We start from the raw sequence: 16,311 nt of genomic DNA on the forward strand, positions 1-16,311 counted from the left end.
AACATAACTCTCGATGTAATAAATTATCGTCATCGGGCATTTTTGAGAGGTTAATCCACAAAAGTGTGATCCATTTAAAATTAAAGTTGTAATTAAATTACCAAATGGTTATTATAATCCCAAGTTGAAAAACGATAGTTAGCACAGGGAAAGGTCAGTGCATTAACTCCAGGGAACCGAGATTGGTGGCCAGGTTGCTTTCAGGCAGCCCCCAGGCAATAGAAATATATTAGGAAGTCGTTGTTATGAATGTATATGAATCCACAGCAAAATTTTGGAACAATAAAGGCGTTTTCAGTGGTGCGTTCAGCTACCCGCGATCTTTTGGTTACTGATATTTGAATTGCTCATGGCACATCTCCCCCTGTGTGCCTGCAACCTAGCGTTGCGAACAGATGTTCACCCCCCTAACTTTCAAGACTGACCAGATGGTTGCTCTGCCGCAGTGTTTGCTGCCGACAGAGACCCGATAACTTAGTTTTGCCGCCACCCGGGAAAGGGTGGCGTTTTTTTTATCTTCCGCTTCACGCATTTTGTTTTCACCCGGCATTTTTGACGATAATGCTGCGAAAAGGAATGTATTCGATTACACCCTGCCAAACAGAGTAAAGATTTCACTCTTTAGATATGATTAAGCGTTTGCTTTTGCTGTGAAAAATATAATCGCTCAAAAATCACCCATGAGGGCGTTTGTTTAACTTCATGATTTTTATTTGTTTTTTTCGGAGTATGGAAACGGGTTGACTCAAAATTGGCCATATATCTGACACTGGCGGATATTTCTGACCAGTCTGGTAATTTACTACTGATAAGCCTATAATCGCCCCCCAAAATTACTGTGACGCAATCGTTTACTATTTGCGGTAATACTTTTTTGCGTTTCAGAGGTAGCAAACACTTTTCTCCAAGGACCAGAGAGCAATGCTTGAGAAACTGTTTAAGTTGAGTGAAAACGGTACGGACGTTCGTACTGAAGTGCTGGCGGGGGCGACGACCTTCCTGACGATGGCATATATTATCTTTGTGAATCCGTCTATGTTGTCGGCCACGGGGATGGATAAAGGTGCCGTCTTTGTGGCGACCTGTCTGGCAGCCATGATAGGTTGCTTTGTGATGGGCCTGGTGGCCAATTACCCGGTTGCTCAGGCGCCTGGTATGGGCTTGAATGCTTTCTTTACTTATTCCGTTGTGCTGGGCATGGGGCATACCTGGCAGGTAGCGCTGGCGGCGGTTTTCTTCTCTGGCCTGTGTTTTATTGCCCTGAGCCTGCTCAAAGTACGGGAATGGCTGATCAATGCCATACCTATGTCTCTCCGGATTGGTATTACGGCGGGAATCGGATTATTCCTGGCCTTTATCGCGCTGCAAAGTGCCGGTATCGTCGTCGATAATCCTGCGACTCTGGTACATGTTGGTGATTTGACAAGCTTTTCTGCCGTAATGGCATCACTGGGTTTCGTGCTGACAATTGCGCTGGTACACCGTGGATTGAAAGCCGCCGTACTGCTGGCGATTTTGATCGTAACGGGCCTGGGGATTCTGTTTGGCGACATCCAGTACAACGGGATTGTTTCCGCGCCGCCAAGCATAGCGCCTACGTTCATGCAACTGGACTTTAGTGGTGCCTTGGATGTGGGTCTGGTGTCGATTGTTTTTGCCTTCCTGTTCGTGGACTTGTTTGACACTGCCGGCACCCTGGTTGGTGTGGCAACCAAAGCCGATATGGTGGATAAAGACGGTAAGTTACCGCGGCTGAGTCGTGCGCTGCTGGCAGACAGCACCGCAACCTCTGTGGGTGCTTTGCTGGGCACATCCAACACCACCTCCTATGTTGAAAGCGTGGCGGGTGTCGCTGCCGGTGGCCGTACCGGCCTGACCGCAGTGACTGTCGGTGTGCTTTTCCTGCTGGCTCTTTTCTTCTCGCCACTGGCTGGCATGGTGCCTGCGTACGCAACGGCGGGGGCGCTGTTTTACGTGGCCATTCTGATGATGTCAGGTCTGGTGGGTATTGACTGGCGTGACTTAACAGAAGCAGCACCTGTAGTTGTGGTTTGCCTGCTAATGCCGCTAACATATTCTATCGCTGAAGGTATAGCTCTGGGCTTTATCACCTATGCTGCAGTGAAATTGCTCAGTGGCAAAGGACGCGAGGTGAACATCAGCGTTTGGGTTATTGCCGCACTGTTTGCAGCTAAAATCATCTTTTTATAATTTGTTTATCGACCAGCGGTTGTTATTCGCTGATTTAGAGGTTCATCGGATATGAGTAATAAGTTCGTCATCACCTGGGACAACATGCAGAGCTACACACGTCAGCTGGCTGAGAAGCTGCTGCCGGCTGAGCAGTGGAAAGGCATTATCGCTGTGAGCCGTGGCGGTCTGGTACCGGCTGCTATTCTTGCGCGTGAACTGGGTATTCGTCATGTTGATACAGTCTGTATTTCAAGCTATGACCACGATCATCAGCGTGATATGAAAGTACTGAAAAAAGCAGAGGGTGATGGTGACGGCTTTATCGTGGTGGACGATCTGGTGGATACCGGCGGTACGGCTGAAATGATCCGTGCGATGTACCCGAAAGCAAAATTTGTCACAGTATGCGCCAAACCTGCCGGTAAACATCTGGTTGATGATTATGTTGTCGATATTGCTCAGGATACCTGGATTGAGCAACCCTGGGATATGGCTGTGACCTTTGTCGATCCTATTGCCAAGCGCTAAGTAAAACAGTCACCCGGCATTTTTTCAAAAAGGAGCGAACAGGCTCCTTTTTTGTGCCTGTCGTTTGGGGTAATGGCTGAGAAAACATATACAATATAGCCAGATTCAATGTTATCGCTGGGGTGGCGGTAGCAGGTTCTGAACCGACAAATGCAGGAGTCAATTGTGTCTGAGCCTTCTAAGGTAAACTTGTCTGAAAAATTGTTTGCTCCTCGTCAAACGACCAAAGAAACCTCGAGTCTGGTTAAGCTGGCCCATACTTCATCCCAAGAAGTTCATAACGCGCTCGACGGGGACAGTGAAAGCGGCTGGTACCGGGTTCTGCGACGTCCGCAATGGATCTGGCAAGGCGTTGATCCTATTGAAATGGAAAGCGTCTTTGCCAAAATTGCCAGTGCCGAAGCACAACGTACCAATGATGATCTGCTGGATACAGTGATCGGCTACAAGCCTGGCAACTGGGTCTATGAATGGTCGCAGCTCGGCAGTAAATACCAGCGTTTAAGCCGCGAGTGCCTGGATAAAGGCGACAAAGAGCAGGCCGCTAAGCTGCTGCTTAAAGCGAGTACTCATTACGGGATCGCCGCCTATCCGCACCTGAAGGGGGATGAGCTGGCCGCGCAGGCGGAGCTTCAGGCGACCCTGACCTACAAAGATGCCACCGAACTGATGCCGCACCAGGTGAAAACGATTGATGTTTCCTATCAGGGCAAAACGTTTCAGGCTTTTATTCACTTGCCTTGTACCGATAAGTTGTTGCCGACCGTGATTGTCAGTGGGGGGCTGGATACCTTGCAGACTGAGCTGTGGCCTTTGTATCAGGATTACCTCGGCCCTGCCGGTTTTGCAATGATCACACTGGACATGCCATCGGTCGGCCACAGTGCGGCCTGGCCATTAACCGAAGACACCAGCCGTCTTCACCAGGCATTGCTGCAACAGGTGCGTGATGTGCCCTGGGTGGACCATAACAGGGTCGCGATGCTGGGGATACGCTTTGGCGGCAATGCTGCTATCCGGCTGGGGTTTCTGGAACCTAGCCGGCTGAAAACCAGCATCAGCATTGGTGGCATCATTCATGGATTACTGAGCCAGCCTAAGTTGCTGAACAGTATGCCCAGAATGTATCTGGACATGTTTGCTTCACGGATGGGGAAAAACTGGGTGTCTAAAGCAAGCCAGGTTTCGCATATGAGCGCCTGGTCGCTCAAGCAGCAGGGGTTGCTCGCCCGCCGTAAAGTGGAGATCCCTATGCTGGGGGTCAGTTTAAAAGATGATCCTGTTTGCCCTGAGACAGACAACCAGCTGATTGCCTTATCAAGCCGGGGCGGGAAAGCGGTGACTGTGCCTGCCGCCCCTTTGCACGATGGTTACCACAGAGTGATGAGCACGGTGGTCGACTGGTTGAAGGACACACTGTAAGGTTGCTTTGTCTGGTCCGAGGATGTAAATAATATGTTGCCATTTCATTGACCTTGTGCGTTAAATGGTCATTCCAACAAGGGATATTTTCAGAAAGTTGCGCTTTTTTTGAACTCCGACTAAGGATGGACATGCTATGCCAACACAAGTCATTTTTCCTCCTCATGGCCGCCTGATGACCAAGCTGACTGCGCTTGGCCCGTATCTTCGCCAGCAGCACTCATCCGAAGGGCATTTTTTCTTCGATTGTCTTGCCAGTTGCATTAATGCCAAGAAAGCACCGGAAGAACGTGAATTCTGGGGCTGGTGGCTGGAAATGGTGGAAACAGAGGCCGGCTATCAGTACCGCTATTATTTCGGGCGTTATGACATCAATGGCGACTGGCTGGAAGATAAAGTGCCGGCCAAGCACCTTGAGCCGGTTCAGCAGACGCTGGATGATTTTTACCAGAAGCTGATCACTCTGCTTGAGCAGGAATACTCGCTGACGCTGAGCCCGGCCTCAGATCTGTCAGCACCGACTTTATCCGTTTCAGCCTGATTTTAGTATTAAACCCTGAAAAAACAGAAAATGCGCCGGTGACGGCGCATTTTTCTTGTGCTTTACGGTCGGGGTTGATAAAACAAATGCCATTCATCCGCATCCTTTTTGAATCTTCATGGCAGACAATCACAAAAAACACGCCAGTGAGCAAAGTGCTCACCATACAGAGAAAGTTGCAATGCAGACCATAGTGGTGAAACTGGGGACCAGTGTGCTGACTGGCGGCACCCTCAAGCTGGACCGGGCCCATATGGTTGAACTGGTTCGTCAATGTGCTCATTTGCGACAGCAGGGGCATCAGGTAATTATTGTGACTTCCGGTGCCATCGCTGCAGGTCGTGAGCATCTGGGTTACCCGGAACTGCCGAAAACCATGGCGAGCAAGCAGTTACTGGCAGCCGTAGGGCAGAGCCGTTTAATTCAGGAGTGGGAACAGCTCTTCAGTATTTATGGCCTGCATGTGGGGCAGATGCTGTTAACCCGCGCTGATCTTAATGACAGGGAGCGTTACCTCAATGCCCGGGATATGCTGCTGGCCTTGCTGGAGCACGGGATTATTCCTGTCGTGAATGAAAATGATGCCGTGGCAACGACTGAAATTAAAGTCGGTGATAACGACAACCTCTCTGCGCTGGTTGGCATTCTGGCCGGTGCGGACAAGCTGTTGCTGCTGACCGACCAGCCCGGACTGTTTACTGCCGATCCGCGCAGCAACCCGGATGCGGAACTGATACGTGAAGTACATACCATTGATGAAACCCTGCGCAAGCTGGCCGGTGGCAGTGTCGGTGGATTAGGCACAGGCGGTATGGCGACAAAACTGCAGGCGGCTGATGTAGCCCGCCGGGCAGGGATTGAAGTGATTATTGCCGCGGGCAGCAGACCGGAAGTGATTGCCGGTATAGTGAAGGGCGAGCAACTGGGCACGCATTTCCTGCCGCTGGAATCGCCGCTGGAAAGCCGTAAGCGCTGGATTCTGGCCGGTCCTCCTCCTGCCGGGGATATCGTTGTCGACGCCGGGGCGGCCATGGCCGTGACACAGCGCGGCAGCAGCTTGCTGGCGAAAGGCATTACTGCGGTGAAAGGCGAGTTTGAGCGGGGCGAAGTGGCCCGCATTTACAGTGCCGATGGCATTTTACTGGCCCGCGGCATTAGCCGCTATTCAAGCCTGGATATTGCGAAAATCGCCGGTAAACACAGCCAGGATATCCATAAGGTACTGGGTTATGAATACGGGCCGGTTGCCGTGCACAGGGATGATCTGGTACTGATATAACCAGCAACAGATAATCAACCCCAAGCTTGTTCAGATAGCTTGGGTTGAATTGACTTGGCAGAGACAGACCGACAAAGGGGAACAGGGTGGAATTGCAAGCAATGGGACAGGCAGCCAGACAGGCTGCTTTTACACTGGCAACGACAGCGACTGCGCGGAAAAATCAGGCGCTGGCGTTTATCGCTGATGAACTCGAAGCCCGTCAGGCAGAGATTCTGGCAGCCAACGACAAAGATCTGGCTGCGGCGCGCGAAAGCGGCATGTCTGAGGCGTTGCTGGATCGGCTGATGCTGAATGCATCGCGTCTCGCGGCTATCGCCGGTGATGTGCGCAATGTGATTGGTTTGCCGGATCCCGTTGGTGCCGAGCTGGATTCGCGTGTACTGGAAAATGGTATGCGCCTGAGCCGCCGTCGCGTTCCTTTGGGTGTAGTGGGCGTGATTTATGAAGCCCGTCCGAACGTAACGATTGATATCGCAGCGCTGTGCCTGAAAACCGGTAACGCCAGCATTTTGCGCGGGGGACGGGAAACCTTCCACTCCAATATGGCGCTGGTCAGTGTTATTCAACAGGCGATGGAAAAAGCAGGGCTGCCTGGCGCATCGGTGCAGTATATTGCCAAACCGGATCGCGAGCTGGTCTCTGAGCTGCTGACCATGGATCAGTATGTCGACATGATCATTCCCCGTGGTGGTGCCGGTCTGCACAAAATGTGTAAAGAAAAGAGCACCATTCCTGTGATTATCGGCGGCTTTGGTATCAGCCATGCCTTTGTCGATCAGTCTGCCGATTTGGCGCGCGCGCTGGATGTGGTGGAAAACGCCAAAGTGCAGCGTCCGTCCGCCTGTAATGCGCTGGATACACTGCTGGTCCATGACGCGGTGGCGGCCGGTTTTCTGCCTGCACTGGCAGAGCGCATGAATCAGAACAAAGTGACGCTGGTCGCTGAAGGTAAGGCGCTGGAGATACTGCAAGGTCAGGCCGATAAGCTGCGCGAGGCGCAGGAAGGGGACTTTGATACCGAGTGGCTGAGTTATACCCTGGGGGTGAAACTGGTACCTGATGTCGAAGCGGCTATCCGTCATATGCAGGATCACAATGCCAGCCATTCCGATGCCATTCTGACCAATGATCTGATGTCGGCCGAGCGTTTCATCAATGCTGCAGGTTCTGCTGCTGTGTATGTCAACGCTTCAACCCGGTTTACCGATGGCGCACAGTTCGGACTGGGCGCTGAGGTCGCGGTGTCTACCCAGAAACTGCATGCGCGTGGCCCTATGGGGCTGGAAGAACTGACAAGCTACAAGTGGGTCGGGCAGGCGGATTATCTGTGCCGCAGCTGATGCCAAGGCAACACTGAATAAGCAAAATAACCGGTTGTGAGCAACCGGTTATTTTTTGTCTGTTGTATCGTCCTGATCTGCTGCATCGTCCTGGGGCTGTTGATGCTTCAGGTTTTCGACTTCCTGCTGTTTTCGCAACAGCTCCTGGGTTTTGTCGTGGCGGCCAAATTTCATATTGGCCGTGTATTTAATGGCGACAATATTGCTGACCACCACACTCACAATGATGATAGAGATAACCCAGGGATTGAGCAGCCATTCCATCTCAGACCTCACAGATGTTGTTGATGTACTTACTATAAAGCGTATCAAGGTTTGCCAGAATATGCGATTTTCCTGCAACAGGTTGATCGCCTATGACAGTGGCAAGCTGGCTTGGCGTTAGCTGCTCCCGAAGAAGCTGGCTGACAGGAAAATAGCTGATATGCCAGGGCTCGACAGCGACACCACCTAAATCAACGGCATAGGGCCGGTAAAAACCAAAACGGCGCATATTGTCCGTCAGCCAGGTGTTGAAAGCAGCCTGATGTCCGCCTTCTTGGTATTCCCAGGGCTCTAACTGTAACTGGGTGCCTTGCGGCAGGCAGTTGCTGGCATAGATATCCAGATCCGTCCCCCAATGATGGCGGCTGGCGCCGGGCAGGGCCGACCAGCGTAAAATCGCCCGGATCTTATCCAGCTCGCTCAGACAGGTCGTATCCAGCGGCTGGCTGCAGCTGTCCAGTATCGGGCGCACGCCGTTGAACTTGTTATTCCAGATCAGCATCTGGCGCTCAAAGGAGCGAAAGGCGCTGGCAATCGTCAGCGCAAACCCGGCGTCAGCGGCCGCCTGTTGCAAGGCGGCCAGCGCACCGTGAACATCCTGATGGATCAGGCGCTGCTGATACTCACAGAGATGGCTTTCATCCAGTCCTGTGAGTTGCTCCAGCGTCAGTGTGCTTTGACTGAGTGTCATGCCAGGGCTTTTTCCATCACTTTCTGGTACATATCAGTGAGCTTTTCCAGATCGGCGATCTTCACGCATTCGTTGACTTTGTGAATGGTGGCATTGACCGGCCCCAGTTCCACCACCTGTGCCCCGGTGCGGGCAATAAAACGGCCATCCGAGGTTCCGCCTGTGGTCAGCAGCTCAGGACGTTTATGGTTCACTTCTTCAATTGCGCTGACCACAGCTTCCAGCAAGGTGCCTTCGTCGGTCAGGAAAGGATGGCCGCTGAAGGTCCAGATCAGATCATAGTCAAGGCCGTGGGCATCCAGTACCGAATGGACTTTGCGCTTGATATCATCCACTGTCAGCTCAGTACTGAACCGGAAATTGAACTGAACGTGGAATTCACCGGGGATCACATTGGATGCCCCTGTGCCTGCTGCGACATTGGCAATCTGAAAACTGGTCGGCGGGAAGTAGTCGTTGCCGTTGTCCCAAATGGTGGCGGAGAGCTCGGCTAAAGCCGGCATGGCTTTGTGAACCGGGTTATCGGCCAGATGAGGGTAGGCAACATGCCCCTGGACGCCTTTGACGATCAGATCGCCCGTGATGGAGCCGCGGCGGCCGTTTTTCACCACATCGCCGACTTCATGGGTGCTGGACGGTTCACCGACAATACACATGTCGATTTTTTCCTGCCGCGCTTCAAGCGTATCTACCACCCGCGTCGTACCATTGATGAACGGGCCTTCTTCATCCGATGTGATCAGCAGGGCGATAGAGCCTTTGTGATCCGGATTGTCAGCCACAAAACGTTCAATGGCAACTACCATGCAGGCCAGCGACCCTTTCATATCGGCGGCGCCACGGCCGTGCAGGTAACCGTCTATGACTGTGGGTTCAAACGGCGGCGTGTGCCATTGCGTTTCCGGTCCGGCGGGCACGACGTCAGTGTGACCGGCAAACACAAACAAAGGTGCTTCTGTGCCACGGCGCGCCCAAAAGTTGGTGGTATCTTCAAATACCATGGTCTCAATCCTGAAGCCCAGTTTTTCCAGTCGGGCAATCATGACATCCTGACATCCGGCATCTGCCGGGGTAACTGATTGTCGGCTGATAAGGTCTTTGGCCAGGGCGATGACTGGGCTGTCTGACATCCGTGTTTCCTTCTTAATATTGCGTAGTTAATTAATGTGATTTCGAACGTTAAGCGAAAATGGCCTGATACTGATCCGGTTTGAAACCCAGATGGTAACTCTGGTTGTGCACCAGTAACGGGCGTTTGATCATGGCCGGCTGTTCCAGCATCAGCGTGAGTGCGCTGTCACGGTTGAGGGTATTTTTCTGCTCGTCACTCAGCTGGCGGAAAGTGGTGCCCCGTTTGTTGAGCAAGGCTTCCCAACCCAGTTCGGCTTCAAAGGCTTCAAGGAGGCTGCGATCCAGACCGTCAGTACGGTAATCATGAAAACGGTACTCGATGCCTTGCTCATCCAGCCACTTTTTCATTTTCTTGATGGTATCGCAGTTTTTGATCCCGTAGGCGATGGTGCTCATAATCTACCCTGTTTTTCTGTCTGGCAGGAATAATAAAACAAGCCCCTTTTATAACGGGAATGAGCAGGGTTCGCAATGGCAAACCCTGATTGAAGTCCGGGATGAGGGCTATCTGTCCTGTGTTTGCAGGTAGATGACGGTGGCCGCGGTACGGGAGCCGACGTCCAGCTTTTTCAGCAGGCTTTTGATATGCACTTTTACTGTCGCTTCTGAAATGAACAGCTGGACCGCTATATCTTTGTTGCGTTTCCCCTGGGCGACCAGATGGAGGATTTCTTTCTCTCGGCCGGTCAGGTCATTGAGCGGATCGCCGGTGTTGGCGCTGTCTGCCAGATACTGACTGATTTGATGACTGAATACCTGCTGGCCGGCAACGGCCTGATGCAGTAATGCCAGCAGTTGCTCGGGTTCAGTATCTTTGAGCAGATAGCCGTCTGCACCGGCTTTGATCAGTGCGCGAATGTCACTGGGGTTATCGGACACGGTCAGGATGACGACGATCGCCTGGCTGTCCTGTTCACGCAGCGCACGCAGGGTATCTAACCCGGAGAGCCCTTTCATATTGAGATCCAGTAAAATCAGATCCGGTTCGTGCTCGCTGGCGGCATCCAGAGCCTGATAGCCGTTACTGGCTTCACCGACCAGCTCAAAACCGGTTTCCAGTTCCAGTAACTGGCCGAGACCGCGACGCATCAAAGGGTGGTCATCTACAATTAAAACCCGGTAGGCCGGCGTGTTACTCATGGTTATTATCCTGTGTCTGTAACGCAAATTTCAGTTGAACCAGGCAACCTTTGCCCGGCGCGCTGGTAATGGTCAGCTGGCCGCCGAGGCTCTCGGCGCGTTCATTCATGATAGACAGGCCGTAATGGGCAGCCTTAGTGTGATCCGGATTGAATCCCTGACCATCATCGGCAATTTCAACCAGGACATGGTTTCCCTGCTGAAGACAATCAACGGTTATCGTGTTTGCTCTGGCGTGCTTAATGGCATTGATGACCGCTTCTCTGGTCAGGTGGAGCAGGTGAATATGCTGCGATGCGGTCAATTGGATTGAGGGCAGCTGATTATGAAGCAAGATAGTGGCATTGGTTTGATTACGCAGCACGCTCAGCATGTCGTTCAGGGCATCGCTCAGCTTGCCGGGTTTGACTGACAGGCGAAAGGTGTTGAGCAATTCGCGCAGCTGGCGATAGGCCTGCGACAGGCCATGGTCAATATCATCAATCACACCATGGGCGGATGCCGGAGATGTGGCCAGCTGTCGCTTGAGCAGGGTGAGCTGAATTTTCAGATAAGACAACGCCTGAGCCAGAGAGTCATGCAATTCCCGGGCAATGGTGGCCCTTTCTTCCATCAGCAGCAATTGCTCGTTCTGGACCTGGATCTGATGGGCGAAGAGGGCGCGGCTCAGCAGGTGACCGACACTGATGATCAGTGCCGGGTCCGGACACGGCAAGGTATGCTGCCACCAAAGCGTACCCAGGTGCTGGTTCTCCTGCTTCAGCGCATGATGATGCCAGGACTGATTCTCTGCCGGCTCCCCGGCCTGAAATTCCGTCCGTATACCTTGCCCTTCTTCTACGACCAGCCTGATAGCGGCGAAGCCTTCCAGCTGAATCAGCCGATCGAGTACCTGATTGAAGTGTCTGGCCTGAATGCGGTTCATGGATAATAACTGTGCGCAGTCATACAGGGTTTTCAGTGCGTTGTTGGCTTCCTGCAGCCGACGCGTTTTCTCTTCGACGGTGCGCTCAAGCGCCTGATAACTTTGCCCCAGTTCTTCAGCCATCTGATTGAACGCTTTAGCCAGGGTGCCCAGTTCATTCTGGCAGTCTTCCTGTACCCGAACGGCAAAATTGCGAGACTGTACCTGCTGACTGGCGATGAGCAGGTTATGCAGCGGTGGCACAATAAACCGCCGGCTGTACTGAATCGCAAATAACGCCAGCAGCAGTATCAGCCCCAGACCCAGCCCGGCAATGATGGCCATGAATTGCAGTTTTTGCTTTGAAAACGCTTGTAATTCATAGACGAAGTGATCGATCCGGTCGACAAATTCGGGCACCTGACGGATGAAAAAATCAGGGTGCCGACCGGTCAGCTCCGGGCTGATGCGCCGCCAGTCGTCCAGTATGGCCTGGTAGCTTTGGGTCAGATCTTCCGGGGTGGTCAGCCCGAGCAGGGAGGTCATCGCGGGGGTCGCCAGCGTCTGGCCGAACTGGGCGATATCCTGTGCATCCGCCTGACCTTTTTCTGCCAGCTGGAATGCCAGCCGGTAGCTCTGCATGCGCAGCGACCCCGCCAGATTGACGACCTCAGCGTCATAGCGGCTGGCATTGACGGCAAACATCGTTGCGCCTGTTGTCAGCAGGGAAAGCAACACAATTGCCAGCATGACTCTGGCCACCGTTCCCGTGACACTGCCGGCCAGCAGGCCAGCCTTTGGCAGAGTGTTTGAGGGGGATAAATCCGGACGTTTGGGCACACGTTCTCCTGCTAAGGGGGGGAGGCTTTCCATTTCAATAAGACTGTTTTCGCTGATGCTGTGCATTTTGTGAAGTTAAGCGTTGTGCTTTCTTGATCTCAAACAAGCTTAGGCCCGAATTACCTCCTTAGGGGTATGTTACGAGACGAATAACCATATCTAAACTGTGTCTATACTTTGACTGTTTATCACTGAATGTATTGCCTTTTAGGCATTGGAAGCAATGGGTAATAAATATGGCTGATTTGGCACGACGATTCTGGCTGCGGCGAGACAGTGCGCTGCAGGCGCCACGATTACCCTGGATGATTAACGATCAGGCGTTCACGGATCAGTGTACGCGTTGTCAGGCCTGCCTGAGTGCTTGTGAGACCGACATCATAGTACAAGGTGATGGTGGCTTTCCCCAGGTCGATTTTCAGCGCGGCGAATGCACCTTCTGTTACCAGTGTGCACAGGCGTGCCCGGAGCCGTTATTCCGTCCCCGCCAAGAACTGCCCTGGCAGGTCAGTATCACCTTCTCATCAGCCTGCCTGGCCAAACAAGGGGTGGACTGCCGGACGTGTGGTGACGAGTGCGAACCCTCGGCCATACGCTTTGCTTTGCAGCCAGGAAAGGTCGCTCAGCCGGTAATCAGTGACGCAGATTGCACCGGCTGCGGTGCCTGCCTGTCCGTCTGCCCAACTCAGGCTATTCAGATTCAGTCTGTCACTAAAGTGGAATAACACGCTTATGAAGCAACGAAGTGCACCTTGTCACTCAGGTCCAGCGGTATCGGCCGGACCTTCATTTACGTCTGAAGAAGTGCATATTTCCAGTCTGGTGGTGCATGTCAAACCAGAAGGGCTTGCGCAGGTAAAGGCACAGATTAATGCGCTGCCACAGGCCGAAGTGTACGGAGAAAGCCCGGTCGGCAAACTGGTTGTGGTACTGGAGACGCCAAACCACAGCAAAGTGACCGACATTATTGACACTATCAATGCATTTGAACATGTGCTGACGACTTTTCTGGTATTTCACCAGGTTGAGCAGCAGGGATCTGACTTTGAGGACACACCATGAAAATGACCAGACGGGCGTTTGTCAAAGCAAACGCGGCAGCCTCGGCTGCGGCCGTGGCAGGGATCACTCTGCCTGCATCGGCGACCAATCTGATTGTAAGTTCGGATGAAACCAAAATTCACTGGGATAAAGCCCCCTGCCGCTTTTGTGGTACCGGCTGCTCGGTGCTGGTGGGAACGCAGGCGGGCAGGGTGATAGCGACTCAGGCTGACCCGGAAGCAGAAGTGAACCGGGGTCTGAACTGCATCAAGGGCTATTTCCTGTCCAAGATAATGTACGGTGCCGACCGCCTGACTACGCCCTTGCTGCGGATGAAGGACGGCCAGTATCACAAGGAAGGGGACTTTCAGCCGGTGAGCTGGGATCAGGCGTTCGACATCATGGCCGAAAAATGGAAAGCGGCGCTGAAAGCCAAAGGGCCCACCAGTGTCGGTATGTTCGGCTCCGGCCAGTGGACTGTGATGGAAGGCTATGCCGCCTCCAAGATGATGAAGGCCGGGTTCCGCTCCAACAATATTGATCCCAATGCCCGGCACTGTATGGCGTCGGCCGTGGTGGGCTTTATGCGGGCGTTCAATATGGATGAGCCCATGGGCTGTTACGATGATTTTGAGCATGCCGATGCGTTTGTGCTCTGGGGCTCGAATATGGCCGAGATGCACCCCATATTGTGGACGCGCATTACTGACCGCCGGCTCAGTCACCCTCATGTCAAGGTCAACGTGTTATCGACCTATTACCACCGCTCATTTGAGCTGGCGGACAACGGGATGATCTTCCATCCGCAGACTGACCTGGCGATCGCCAACTTCATTGCCAACTACATCATTGAAAATGATGCGGTGAACTGGGACTTCGTCAATAAGCATACCCATTTCAAACGCGCCGATACCGATATCGGCTATGGTCTGCGCGATGATGATCCATTGCAGAAAGCGGCGGCGCATCCTAACTCAGGCGTCATGCATGACATGACGTTCGAGGAGTACAAAAAATCTGTGTCTGAATACACGCTGGAAAAAACCGTTGAAATGTCCGGTGTAGAAAAAGACAAGCTGCTCGAGCTCGCCAGGTATTATGCCGATCCGGACACCAAAGTGATGTCGCTCTGGACCATGGGCATGAACCAGCACACCCGCGGTGTCTGGATGAATAACCTGGTATACAACATCCACCTGCTGACCGGGAAAATTTCCCAGCCCGGCAACAGCCCGTTTTCCCTGACCGGGCAGCCATCGGCTTGCGGCACCGCCCGTGAAGTGGGGACCTTTGCACACCGCCTGCCGGCGGATCTGGTGGTGACCAACCCCCAGCACCGTGCAACGGCAGAAAAAATCTGGAAGCTGCCTGACGGTACTATTCCGCCTAAACCTGGGTTTCATGCGGTACAGCAGGACCGTATGTTGCACGATGGCGTCCTCAATGCCTATTGGGTGATGTGTAACAACAACATGCAGGCGGGTCCGAATATCAACAAAGAGCGTCTGCCGGGCTACCGTAATCCGGACAACTTTATTGTGTGCTCAGATCCGTATCCGACAGCCACGGCTCAGTCTGCGGATCTGGTACTGCCAACCGCCATGTGGGTTGAAAAAGAGGGCGCTTACGGCAACGCGGAACGACGCACTCAGGCGTGGTATCAGCAGGTTGCCGCGCCGGGTGAAGCCAAATCGGATCTGTGGCAGATCATGGAATTTAGCAAACGCTTCACAATGGAAGAGGTGTGGGATGAGGCTTTGCTCAATAGTATGCCGGAGTACAAAGGCAAGACGATGTACGATGTGCTGTTTCGCAATGGCCAGGTCGATCAGTTCCCGCTCGAGGAAGCGCAGGCGCTCAATGATGATGCCAAAGCGCAGGGGTATTACGTTCAGAAAGGGCTGTTTGAAGAGTATGCCAGCTTTGGCCGCGGCCATGGCCATGACTTGGCCCCTTATGATGATTACCACAAAGCCCGTGGTTTACGCTGGCCGGTCGTAGAGGGTAAGGAAACACGCTGGCGTTATGCCGAAGGGTCTGATCCTTATGTGCCGGCTGGTAAAGGGTTCTATTTTTACGGTCAGCCAGACGGCAAAGCCAATATTATCTTTGCGCCTTACGAGCAGCCGCCGGAAGTGCCGGATGAAGAATATGACATGTGGCTGTGTACCGGCCGGGTGCTGGAACACTGGCATACCGGCACCATGACTCGCCGGGTGCCTGAGCTGTACAAAGCCGTGCCGGATGCGGTGTGCTACATCCATCCTGATGACGCGCAAAAGCGTAATCTGCGCCGGGGCGATCAAGTGCTGCTGACCTCGCGCCGCGGAGAAGTGCGCTGCCGGGTAGATACCCGCGGCCGTAACAGACCGCCTGTCGGACTGGTCTTTGTACCTTTCTTTGATGCCAGGGTGCTGATCAACAAGCTGGTGCTGGATGCCACAGATCCGCTGTCCAAACAGACAGACTATAAAAAATGCCCAATCAAGATCACCAAGGTGTAATGGAGTCGACACATGAAGATGAATAAAAACATTGCCGGCGGGTTGATGATCTTACTGCTTGCCTTTGGGGGGGCGCATGCCGCTGACGAGGAGCTGGTGGGCGGAAACGGTGGTCTGCATTCGTTACGCGGCCAGACTGAAATCAAAGATACTTTTCCCGGCGAAAGCTGGAAAAAGTACCCGAAAGACGGTCAGCCGATTGACAGCGACTATGTGTACCAGCCGCCGTTGATCCCACACACGATTCGTAATTATGAAGTCTCGCTCAATGCCAATAAGTGCTTGTCGTGTCACAGCTGGAAATACGCCAACGAGATGGGGGCGACCAAAATCAGCGTGACCCATTACCGTTCCCCGCGCCAGGGTCAGGTTCTGTCAGATGTATCGCCAAGCCGCTATTTCTGTCTGCAGTGCCATGTGCCGCAGGCCGATGCGTCCCCCTTGGTGGATAACACGTTCAAGCGGGTTGATGCCCTGAACGAGAAATAAC

16 protein-coding genes are annotated in these 16,311 nt (G+C 53.2%); 10 read left to right on the forward strand and 6 right to left on the reverse strand.

The window, feature by feature from the left end:
• Positions 1 to 921: 921 nt before the first annotated feature.
• The 6 genes from H511_RS0119725 (at position 922) to H511_RS0119750 (ending at position 7,306) form a co-directional block, all read left to right on the forward strand.
• Positions 922 to 2,211 (forward strand): NCS2 family permease, encoded by a 1,290-nt coding sequence (locus tag H511_RS0119725; protein WP_027253873.1) that lies wholly within the window; start codon positions 922 to 924, stop codon positions 2,209 to 2,211.
• A gap of 51 nt (positions 2,212 to 2,262) precedes the next feature.
• Entirely contained in the window at positions 2,263 to 2,721 is a 459-nt protein-coding gene (gene gpt / locus H511_RS0119730) for a xanthine phosphoribosyltransferase (protein ID WP_027253874.1), read from the forward strand.
• A gap of 165 nt (positions 2,722 to 2,886) precedes the next feature.
• Positions 2,887 to 4,143 carry an esterase FrsA gene (gene frsA / locus H511_RS0119735; protein ID WP_027253875.1) on the forward strand — a complete coding sequence of 419 codons (1,257 nt, stop codon included), beginning with the start codon at positions 2,887 to 2,889 and terminating at the stop codon, positions 4,141 to 4,143.
• A gap of 136 nt (positions 4,144 to 4,279) precedes the next feature.
• Positions 4,280 to 4,684, forward strand: a complete 405-nt coding sequence (crl, locus tag H511_RS0119740; protein ID WP_027253876.1) for a sigma factor-binding protein Crl — start codon at positions 4,280 to 4,282, stop codon at positions 4,682 to 4,684.
• 181 nt (positions 4,685 to 4,865) lie between these two features.
• Positions 4,866 to 5,963 carry a glutamate 5-kinase gene (gene proB, locus H511_RS0119745; protein WP_027253877.1) on the forward strand — a complete coding sequence of 366 codons (1,098 nt, stop codon included), beginning with the start codon at positions 4,866 to 4,868 and terminating at the stop codon, positions 5,961 to 5,963.
• Between the two features lie 86 nt (positions 5,964 to 6,049).
• A complete protein-coding gene (locus H511_RS0119750; RefSeq protein WP_027253878.1) occupies positions 6,050 to 7,306 on the forward strand; it encodes a glutamate-5-semialdehyde dehydrogenase in 1,257 nt (418 codons plus the stop codon).
• Between the two features lie 48 nt (positions 7,307 to 7,354).
• On the opposite strand, the gene H511_RS0119755 is transcribed toward H511_RS0119750, so the two are convergent.
• The 6 genes from H511_RS0119755 to narQ form a co-directional block, all read right to left on the reverse strand.
• Positions 7,355 to 7,570, reverse strand: coding sequence for a DUF2897 family protein (locus H511_RS0119755; RefSeq protein ID WP_027253879.1), 216 nt, complete (start codon positions 7,568 to 7,570; stop codon positions 7,355 to 7,357).
• A 1-nt stretch (position 7,571) separates the two neighbouring features.
• A complete protein-coding gene (locus H511_RS0119760; RefSeq protein WP_155804962.1) occupies positions 7,572 to 8,261 on the reverse strand; it encodes a M15 family metallopeptidase in 690 nt (229 codons plus the stop codon).
• Entirely contained in the window at positions 8,258 to 9,391 is a 1,134-nt protein-coding gene (dapE, locus tag H511_RS0119765) for a succinyl-diaminopimelate desuccinylase (RefSeq protein ID WP_027253881.1), read from the reverse strand. The genes H511_RS0119760 and dapE overlap by 4 nt, the downstream gene beginning before the upstream one ends.
• 49 nt (positions 9,392 to 9,440) lie before the next feature.
• Positions 9,441 to 9,788, reverse strand: coding sequence for an ArsC family reductase (locus tag H511_RS0119770; protein WP_027253882.1), 348 nt, complete (start codon positions 9,786 to 9,788; stop codon positions 9,441 to 9,443).
• A 108-nt stretch (positions 9,789 to 9,896) separates the two neighbouring features.
• Complete coding sequence (locus H511_RS0119775; protein WP_036760077.1) at positions 9,897 to 10,532, reverse strand: response regulator; 636 nt, start codon at positions 10,530 to 10,532, stop codon at positions 9,897 to 9,899.
• Positions 10,525 to 12,276, reverse strand: a complete 1,752-nt coding sequence (gene narQ, locus H511_RS0119780; RefSeq protein ID WP_162144627.1) for a nitrate/nitrite two-component system sensor histidine kinase NarQ — start codon at positions 12,274 to 12,276, stop codon at positions 10,525 to 10,527. The genes H511_RS0119775 and narQ overlap by 8 nt, the downstream gene beginning before the upstream one ends.
• Before the next feature lie 236 nt (positions 12,277 to 12,512).
• Between narQ and napF the strand changes: the two genes are divergently transcribed.
• From napF to H511_RS0119800, 4 genes are read left to right on the forward strand one after another with little or no spacing between them, the layout of a single operon-like run.
• Positions 12,513 to 13,001 carry a ferredoxin-type protein NapF gene (napF, locus tag H511_RS0119785; RefSeq protein ID WP_027253885.1) on the forward strand — a complete coding sequence of 163 codons (489 nt, stop codon included), beginning with the start codon at positions 12,513 to 12,515 and terminating at the stop codon, positions 12,999 to 13,001.
• A gap of 7 nt (positions 13,002 to 13,008) precedes the next feature.
• Entirely contained in the window at positions 13,009 to 13,338 is a 330-nt protein-coding gene (locus H511_RS0119790; protein WP_081669336.1) for a chaperone NapD, read from the forward strand.
• Complete coding sequence (gene napA, locus H511_RS0119795; RefSeq protein WP_027253887.1) at positions 13,335 to 15,821, forward strand: periplasmic nitrate reductase subunit alpha; 2,487 nt, start codon at positions 13,335 to 13,337, stop codon at positions 15,819 to 15,821. The genes H511_RS0119790 and napA overlap by 4 nt, the downstream gene beginning before the upstream one ends.
• Positions 15,822 to 15,839: 18 nt before the next feature.
• A complete protein-coding gene (locus tag H511_RS0119800; protein ID WP_027253888.1) occupies positions 15,840 to 16,310 on the forward strand; it encodes a nitrate reductase cytochrome c-type subunit in 471 nt (156 codons plus the stop codon).
• The last annotated feature ends 1 nt before the right edge of the window (position 16,311 follow it).

Origin of the sequence: Photobacterium halotolerans DSM 18316 (assembly GCF_000425165.1) — a bacterium.
Taxonomy (GTDB): domain Bacteria; phylum Pseudomonadota; class Gammaproteobacteria; order Enterobacterales; family Vibrionaceae; genus Photobacterium; species Photobacterium halotolerans.